Genomic DNA, 8,029 nt, shown 5'->3' on the forward strand with positions numbered 1-8,029 from the left:
TGACACGAGATCAAGACGATGAACGCGATGACGTCCACTGCCACCGGCCGCCCGTCGGTCCGCCCGCTTGCCTGTGCCGTGCTGCTGGGGTTGCTGTCACTTGCTGCTGGCGAATTGAATGCCCGGCAGCTCGACGGTGAAGTGGCCGAGGTGGTGACTGGCGAGGCGCCGGAAACCTGGACGCTGCTCAATGCCTCCAGACTCAGCGTCAATGGAGGGCGAGCATTCCAGATCAGCGCTTCCGGCAGCTCAGCCGTGATCCTCAACGATGCCGAGGTGACGACCAACGCTCCGGCCGCCGTCCTGTTGGAGGACAGTGCCACGCTCGATGCGGTCAACACCCGCTTTCATGGCGGAATCTTTCTTCGCGGGGGCACGGCCAGCGCGCGCCTGACCAACAGTGTCATTTCGGTCACCAAGGCAGGGCTGGCGCCAAACCAAGGGCTGGCGGTTGGCCTTAGTTTGGCGCCAGTCGCGACAGAAAGCGGTGCCAGGAATCCTTACGCGCTGGTCGATTCCACCTCCATCTACGTGGAGGATGCCCCGGCACCGACACGGGACATCAACAGCGGCATTGGTGTGCGACTGCAGTTCGGTCGAATGGACATCGCCAACGGCAGCCGGATCGATGCATCGAACATAGGTGCGGTGATGTGGGGCGACATCAACCCCGATGAGAGGCTCACGCTCAACATCAATGATTCCACTGTGCAGTCAGGCCGTGGGGCCGCGATCCGCGTCAATGCGGCAGTAGCCAACACATACGATATTACCGTTGGCAATGACTCCCGTTTGATTGCGGGTGATGGCAATCTGCTGCTCGTTGGCCGCGATCTTGGGGCAACCAGCAACCGCACCGATGTCAATTTCACGGTGGACGACTCCCGCCTCGCAGGCAATGTGCTGCTCGATACGAGCACTGCCACCAATGGATCCATCAACGTGATCCTGCGCAACAAGGCCCGCATCGACGGCCGCTTCACCAACGTCACCTCCGCCACCGTCGGCACCGACAGCACCTGGATGCTCACCGGCGACAGCACTGTCGGCCGGCTGCAGCTCGACGCCACCGGCACGGTGGCGCTCGGCAATGGCAGCACGTTCAACACGCTCACCGTGGATGAGTTCCTCGGCAATGGCGGCACGCTGGTGTTCAACACTGTGCTCGGCGATGACAGCTCGGCCACCGACAGACTGGTCATCACCGGCGATGCCGAAGGCCAGGCCGGCGTACGCGTGCGCAACGCCGGCGGTGCCGGTGCGAAGACCGATCTGGGCATCGAGCTGATCAACATCGGCGGCGCCTCCAACGCGCAGTTCGATCTGATCGGCCGCGCCGTTGGCGGGCAGTACGAGTACTTCCTGGTCAAGGGTGCCGACGGGAACTGGTACCTGCGCTCGGAGATCCTGCCGCCGCCGGACCCGTGCGATGCCGACCCGAGTCTGCCGGCGTGCCAGCCGACGCTTCCGGTCGAACCGGTTGATCCCGTGGACCCTGTTGATCCGGTTGATCCCATCGACCCGGTGGACCCCGTTGACCCCGTCGACCCGGTCCCGGTGCTGCGCCCGGAAACCGGCGCCTACCTGGCCAACCAGTTCGCGCTCACCCAACTGCTGCGCCACACCTGGCGCGACCGCAACGGCGACCACGCTGCCGGCAACGACGGCGTTCACGCTTGGGCCAAAGTCGACTCCACCCACAGCCGCCTGGGCGCGGTCGAAGACCAGCTGGAGCTCAAGGTGGACCGCTCGCGCCTGCAGATCGGTGCGGACATCGGCGTGTTCGATGCCGACCGTGGCCGCGTGGGTGTAATGCTCACCGCCGCGCAGTCGCAGGCGACCTCGCGCTCCGCCCTCACCGGGTACAGCGCACGCGGCAAGGTGGAAGGCGGCGCGGCCGGCGTGTACGGCAGCTGGAGCAATGATGCGCTGTATCTGGATGCGTCGGTGCAGCGCGGCCAGTTCCGCAACCGCGTTCAAGGCGATGGGCTGGACACCGAGCGCTACGATGCCGACCTGTGGCAGTCCTCGCTGGAAGCCGGTTACCAGATCGACATCGGTCGCATCGGTGCGATGGCGCTGCGCCTGCAGCCGGAGCTGCAGCTGGTCTACACCGATGCCAGCACCGACCTGCATCGCGAGACCAACGGCACCATTGTGCGCAGCCTGGGCGAAGACGGCCTGTCCGGCCGGCTCGGCGTGCGCATCGAGGGCGAATCCAAGTCCGACGTCGGCGCGACCGTGCGCCCGTACCTGGCGGTGAACTGGTACCGCGACGGTGCCAGCAACGGCATCGCCTTCGATGACGAAGCACTGCGCGCCGGCACGCCGCGCAACCGCTATGCGCTCAATGCCGGTGCCAAGGTTGCGTTCGGGTCGGGCGTCTCGGCCTGGGGTGGCCTGGGCCTGATGCGTGGCGACAGTGGCTACCGCGAAGCCACTGCGCAGCTGGGCATGTCGTACGCCTGGTAAGGCGTGCGGTCTGCTGCTCAGCGGAAGTGCTGGTAGCCGCCCGTTCCGGCATCGTCACCGTCGCAGGCAACGCCCTGCCCGTCGGTGATGGTGCCAATGCGGGTCAGCCGGAGCTGCAGCTGCAGCGCCAGCGCCGCCAGCGCATCGCGCTGCGCGGGGGCCGCGGTGAAGCACAGCTCGTAGTCGTCGCCGCCGCGCAGGGCGCACTGACGTGCGTCCGCGTCCGCGAACAGGCCGCGCAGGGCATCCGACAACGGCAGCGCCGTGGCATCGAGCTGCGCGCCGACACCGCTGCGTGCGCAGATGTGGCCGAGATCGGCGATCAGCCCGTCAGACACGTCCACGGCGGCATGCGCCAGCCCGACCAGCGCGCGGCCCAGGGCCACGCGCGGGGTGGGCCGTGCCAGGCGCAGGCGCAGGGCCTCCCATCGGGGGTCGGCATGCGGCTGGCGCACGTCGAGCGTGCCGGCCTGCCAGGCGCGCAGGGCGCCGGCCGCGTCGCCGGGCGTGCCGCTCACCCAGATGTCGTCACCGGCCTGCGCCGCATCGCGCCGCAGCGCGGTGCCGGCCGGCACCTGGCCCATCGCGGTCACCGACAGCGACAGCGGGCCACGGGTGGTATCCCCCCCGATCAGCACGATGTCGTGTGCGTCGGCCAGTGCGAAGAAGCCCTCGGCGAAGGCGTCGATCCACTCCGTCGTGGCCTCGGGCAACGACAGCGCCAACGTGCACCAGGCCGGGCGCGCGCCCATCGACGCCAGGTCGGAGAGGTTCACCGCCAGGGTCTTCCAGCCGATGTCGCCGGCCGGGGTTTCGGCGGGGAAATGCACGCCGCTGTTGAGGGTGTCGGCGGTCACCACCAGCTGCTCGCCGGCACGCGGCTGCAGCAGTGCGGCGTCGTCGCCGATGCCCAGCACCACGTCCGCGCGCTCGCGGGTGCGGACGCGGATGCGGTTGATCAGGGCGAATTCGGCGAGCGACACGGGGTCAGCCCCCGTTTTCGACCTTGCGCCATTCAACGGCGGCGCGGTCGAGCACGCCATTGACGTAGGTGTGGCCGTGTTCGGAGCCGAACCGCTTGGCCGATTCGATGGCCTCGTTGATCACCACGCGGTACGGCACATCCAGGCGGTAGCGCATTTCGTAGGCGGCCACGCGCAGCGCGGCGCGTTCGATGGCATCCACTTCTTCGATGCCACGGTCCAGGTACGGGTCCAGCGCCTCGTCCAGATCCTTGCGGTGGTCGAGCACGCCGTGCACCAGGGCTTCAAAGTACGCCAGGTCAGCGATTTCGCGGGCCTGTTCGTGAGCGAACTGGGCGATCACCGACTGCGCGTTGCCGCCGGAAATCTGCCAGGCATAGATCGCCTGCAGGGCACGACGGCGCGCGCGCGAACGCAGCACGGGGTCGATGCCATCACGGCGGACGGGCTTTCCGGAGGGCTTGCCCGGGTTTGACTTGTTCACGGCAACTGCTCCAGAAGATTGACCATTTCCAACGCCGTCAGTGCGGCTTCCTCACCTTTGTTGCCGTGGCTGCCGCCCGCGCGGGCATCGGCATCCTCGACCTGTTCGACCGCCAGCACGCCATTGAGCACCGGCACGCCGAAATCCAGCTGCACGCGCATCAGGCCTTCGGCGCAGCCGTCGGCCACGTGTTCGTAGTGGCGGGTATCGCCACGGATCACGCAGCCCAGCGCGATGATGGCGGCATGTTCATGCGCGGCGGCCAGGCGGGCGGCCACCAGCGGCAGTTCCCACGCGCCCGGCACGCGGATCACGTCGATCGCTGCTTCTTCGATGCCGTTGCCGGCCAGGCTCTTGCGCGCACCGGCCACCAGCACATCGGTGATGCGGGCGTTCCAGCGGCTGGCGAGAATGGCGAAACGGGCCTTTTCCGGAGTCCGGAGGTCGCCTTCGTAGTGGCTCATGGTCGGCGTGGGGTCCATTTGATAGATGAATATTCTAACAGGCCCCGTAGAGCCGGGCTCTGCCCGGCTCACGTGGCTGTCTTGGATGGCGCGAAAAGCAGCCGGGCAGAGCCCGGCTCTACGGGGACGTCAGCCGCGCGTCAGCGTGGCCGTCAGTCGGGACGTCAGCCGCGCGTCAGCGTGGCCGTCAGTCGGGCCGTCAGCCGGGCCGTCAGTCGGGCCGTCAGCCGGGCCATCGGCGGGGCCTGTCAGGGGGCGACGGTCTCGACGACTTCCAGGCCGTAACCGGCCAGGCCGATCTGGCGGCGTGGGGTGCCCAGTACGCGCAGCTTGCCCAGGCCGAGGTCGGACAGGATCTGCGCGCCGGCACCGTTGCGGCGCCACTGGCTCACATCCTTGTCCTTGCCCGGGGTGATCGGGGCCGGCTGCTGGCGCAGGCGGGCCAGCAGGCTGTTGGTGTCGCGCGGGGCCGACAGCACCACCATCACGCCACGGTCGGCCGCGGCAATGGCGCGCAGGGCGTCGGTGGAGGCCACGCCGAAGTCGTCGCGACGCCAGTGCAGCAGGTCGGCCAGCGGGTTCTCCACCTGCACCCGGACCAGGGTCGGCTCGGCATCGACCGGGCCACGGACCAGGGCGAAATGCAGGTCGTGGGCGATCCGGTCGCGGTAGGTGACCAGGGTGAATGGGCCGAACTCGGTGTCGATCGGGCGCTCATCGACGCGTTCGACGGTCTTCTCGGTGGCCAGGCGGTAGGCGATCAGGTCGGCGATGGAGCCCATCTTCAGGCCGTGTTCGCGGGCGAACACCTCCAGCTCCGGCCGGCGCGCCATGCTGCCGTCCGGGTTGAGGATCTCCACCAGCACGCCGGCCGGTTCCAGCCCGGCCAGCATGGCCAGGTCCACGCCGGCTTCGGTGTGGCCGGCGCGGGTCAGCACGCCGCCCGGCTGGGCGATCAGCGGGAAGATGTGGCCCGGCTGGTGCAGGTCGGCCGGCTTGGCATCGGGCTTCACGGCCGTGCGGATGGTGTGGGCGCGGTCGTAGGCCGAGATGCCGGTGGTGACGCCCTCGGCGGCCTCGATGCTCACCGTGAAGTTGGTCTGGAACTGCGCGGTATTGGCCTGGACCATCGGCGCCAGGCCCAGGTCGGCGGCGCGCTCGCGGGTCAGCGGCAGGCACACCAGGCCACGGCCGTGGGTGACCATGAAGTTGATGTCCGAGGGCTTGACCAGCTCGGCGGCCATGATCAGGTCGCCTTCGTTCTCGCGGTCTTCGTCATCGACGATGACCACCATGCGGCCCAGGCGGATGTCCTCGAGGATCTCGGGAATGGGGGCGAAGTTCATGCGGCCTCTCCCTGTGCGTGCCCATGCGGGGCCGGCACGCTGATCAACCGCTCCACATAGCGGGCGATCAGGTCGATTTCCAGATTGACCGCACTGCCCACGCCGGTCGCGGCAAAGGCGGTATTGGCGACGGTATGCGGGATCAGCGCGACCTCGAAGCCGGCGTCGTCCACATCGTTGACGGTCAGGCTGACCCCGTCCACGCAGATCGAGCCCTTCCTGGCGATGTACCGCAGCAGGGCGGCCGGTGCGGCGAAGCGCCAGCGCTGGGCGCGGGCATCGTCGTGGATGGACAGGACCTGGCCGAGGCCATCGACATGGCCGCTGACCAGGTGGCCGCCGAGGCGGTCGGTCGGGCGCATCGCGCGTTCGAGGTTGATCACCGCGCCATCGGCGAGCTGGCCGAGCGTGGTCAGGCCAAGCGTTTCGGTGGAGGCGTCGGCCTTGAAGGTGGTGGCGTCGAACGCGATCACGGTCAGGCACACGCCGTTGATGGCGATGCTCTCACCGAGCTGCACGGCGTCGAACGGCAGGCTGCCGACGTGGAAGGTGAAGCGGACGTCGCCGCCGAGGGTTTCGCGTGCGGCCACATGGCCGACGCCTTCGATGATTCCAGTAAACAAGTAACGTTCTCCGCGAAAAGTGAGCGAAAAACGCCGCAAGGCAAACAGGCGGGCGCAGGGCCGGCAAAGGCCCTGTAGCACCGTCTTCTTTCATCCGGACTATACCGTCGGCTCCGGCATCTGACCGGATCTGCTGACCTTCCAGCGGAACCGGAAGCGCTCGCGGGCTCGTGCTTGCGCACCTACCGCCGGTGGGGAATCGCACCCCGCCCTGAAGACGTTTGTGTACCGGCGAACCGGCCCGGGCATTGTACCAGCGAAGCCTGAGCGCTCGCTTTCTGTAAAAAACTTGTTAATATCCGCGCCGCGCGACACGACGTCGCTCCTGCCGCTGCCAAGAAGGCGCCGGCTGAAACGGACATCACCACCCGTGAGGACCTACCCATGCGCAAGACCCTGATTCTGGCCGCCCTGCTGGCTGCCACCCCGTTCGCCGCCTCGGCTGCGGACGGCCTGAGCTACACCTACGCCGAAGCTGGCTGGACCCAGATCCAGGTCAACGATGACTACCTCAACGACCCGAAGGTGGACGGCGGCTACATCCGCGGCTCCTTCGCGATCGCCGAGCAGGTGCATGTCTTCGGCGCGTGGTCCACGGTCTCCAAGAAGTACAGCTACGCCGACGGCAGCCTGAAGCTGGAACTGAACCAGCCGGAGCTGGGTATCGGTTACCACATGCCGATGAGCGACCGCGTCGACTTCACCGCCGACATCGCCTGGGTGCGCCAGAACGTGGAAGCCAAGTCGACCTACGACGGCTTCGGCACCGTGCGCGAGAAGGACCACACCAACGGCGGCCGCGCCAGCATGGGCGTGCGTGGCAAGCCCTCGCCGCGCACCGAAGCCTGGCTGAAGGCCGGTTACCTGGACGGCAGCGACATGGACGGCACCTGGATCGGCACCCTCGGCGGCCAGGTCAACTTCACCAAGGCCTGGGGCCTGGTCGGTGAAGTGCAGGCTTACGAAGACGTCACCCAGTACTCGGTGGGCGTGCGCGCAAGTTTCTGATCGGGCGGCGGCCTCCGTGCCGCGCCATGATCGAACGGGTCCCGAAAGGGGCCCGTTTTTTTTTGCCGGCGGGCGCGCCCGCGCCCCTCACTGCCGCAGCAGCAGGCGCAGGTCGTTGCCAAGCACGCGCTGGTCGATCACGCGCAGGCGGCGCTGTTGGTCCATCGCGTGGATGCCCAGCCCGGACAGCAGCGGCAGCCCGTGTTCGCCGAGCAGGATGGGCGCCTGGTAGAGCAGCAGTTCATCGACCAGGCCGGCCTGCATCAGCGCGCCGGACAGGGTGGCGCCGGCTTCGGTATGCACCTCGTTGATGCCGCGGTCGGCGAGCAGGGCCAGCACCGCCGCGAGGTCGAGGCGACCATCGTGACTGGGCACGCTGGCGAATTCGGCGTCGGCGGCGTCGGGCGGGCTCACCACGGCGTCGTGCAGGTACAGCGTGGGTGCCCCGCCCTCACGTACGCGCGCGCACTCCAGCGAGCGCAGGCGCGCATCGAGCACCACGCGCAGCGGCGGCAGCACCTCGGCGTCGGCCAGCCGCACGGTGAGCATCGGGTCGTCGGCCAGCACCGTGCCGGCACCGGTCAGGATCGCACCGGCGCGCTAGATCCCATTCTTTTCACCCCCCCTGGCAACCCCACCAGTCACCCCC

The 8,029-nt window shown here is 68.2% G+C and carries 7 protein-coding genes, 1 pseudogene and 1 riboswitch; of the genes and pseudogenes, 2 read left to right on the forward strand and 6 right to left on the reverse strand.

Going from position 1 to position 8,029, the window contains the following annotated elements; genetic code table 11:
* The first annotated feature begins 18 nt into the window (after positions 1-18).
* Positions 19-2,472, forward strand: coding sequence for an autotransporter outer membrane beta-barrel domain-containing protein (locus ACO6VK_RS01870; RefSeq protein WP_422505188.1), 2,454 nt, complete (start codon positions 19-21; stop codon positions 2,470-2,472).
* Between the two features lie 17 nt (positions 2,473-2,489).
* Here the strand turns inward: ACO6VK_RS01870 and thiL are convergent, their stop codons facing one another.
* The 5 genes from thiL to ACO6VK_RS01895 form a co-directional block, all read right to left on the reverse strand.
* Positions 2,490-3,455, reverse strand: a complete 966-nt coding sequence (thiL, locus tag ACO6VK_RS01875; RefSeq protein ID WP_422505189.1) for a thiamine-phosphate kinase — start codon at positions 3,453-3,455, stop codon at positions 2,490-2,492.
* Between the two features lie 4 nt (positions 3,456-3,459).
* A complete protein-coding gene (nusB, locus tag ACO6VK_RS01880) occupies positions 3,460-3,939 on the reverse strand; it encodes a transcription antitermination factor NusB (RefSeq protein ID WP_422505190.1) in 480 nt (159 codons plus the stop codon).
* Entirely contained in the window at positions 3,936-4,403 is a 468-nt protein-coding gene (gene ribH, locus ACO6VK_RS01885) for a 6,7-dimethyl-8-ribityllumazine synthase (RefSeq protein WP_422505191.1), read from the reverse strand. Before ribH ends, nusB begins: the two co-directional genes overlap by 4 nt.
* A 248-nt stretch (positions 4,404-4,651) precedes the next feature.
* Complete coding sequence (ribB, locus tag ACO6VK_RS01890; protein ID WP_422505192.1) at positions 4,652-5,749, reverse strand: 3,4-dihydroxy-2-butanone-4-phosphate synthase; 1,098 nt, start codon at positions 5,747-5,749, stop codon at positions 4,652-4,654.
* Positions 5,746-6,372: a riboflavin synthase gene (locus ACO6VK_RS01895; RefSeq protein WP_422505193.1), complete on the reverse strand. Its 627-nt coding sequence runs from the start codon at positions 6,370-6,372 to the stop codon at positions 5,746-5,748. Before ACO6VK_RS01895 ends, ribB begins: the two co-directional genes overlap by 4 nt.
* A gap of 78 nt (positions 6,373-6,450) precedes the next feature.
* A riboswitch (FMN riboswitch) is annotated at positions 6,451-6,595 on the reverse strand.
* A 161-nt stretch (positions 6,596-6,756) separates the two neighbouring features.
* Here ACO6VK_RS01895 and ACO6VK_RS01900 point away from each other — a divergent pair.
* Positions 6,757-7,380, forward strand: coding sequence for an autotransporter outer membrane beta-barrel domain-containing protein (locus ACO6VK_RS01900; RefSeq protein WP_422505194.1), 624 nt, complete (start codon positions 6,757-6,759; stop codon positions 7,378-7,380).
* Positions 7,381-7,467: 87 nt separating this feature from the next.
* Here the strand turns inward: ACO6VK_RS01900 and ACO6VK_RS01905 are convergent.
* Positions 7,468-7,980, reverse strand: a pseudogene (locus tag ACO6VK_RS01905) (RibD family protein); the annotation flags it as partial.
* Positions 7,981-8,029 lie beyond the last annotated feature (49 nt).

Source organism: Stenotrophomonas sp. GZD-301 (assembly GCF_049310345.1).
In the GTDB taxonomy this organism is placed as follows: domain Bacteria; phylum Pseudomonadota; class Gammaproteobacteria; order Xanthomonadales; family Xanthomonadaceae; genus Stenotrophomonas.

Coding starts and splice junctions, on each gene's coding strand:
- ACO6VK_RS01870 (WP_422505188.1), top strand. CDS start 19: ATGAACGCGATGACGTCCACTGCCACCGGCCGCCCGTCGGTCCGCCCG.
- ribH (WP_422505191.1), bottom strand. CDS start 4,403: ATGAGCCACTACGAAGGCGACCTCCGGACTCCGGAAAAGGCCCGTTTC.
- ribB (WP_422505192.1), bottom strand. CDS start 5,749: ATGAACTTCGCCCCCATTCCCGAGATCCTCGAGGACATCCGCCTGGGC.
- ACO6VK_RS01900 (WP_422505194.1), top strand. CDS start 6,757: ATGCGCAAGACCCTGATTCTGGCCGCCCTGCTGGCTGCCACCCCGTTC.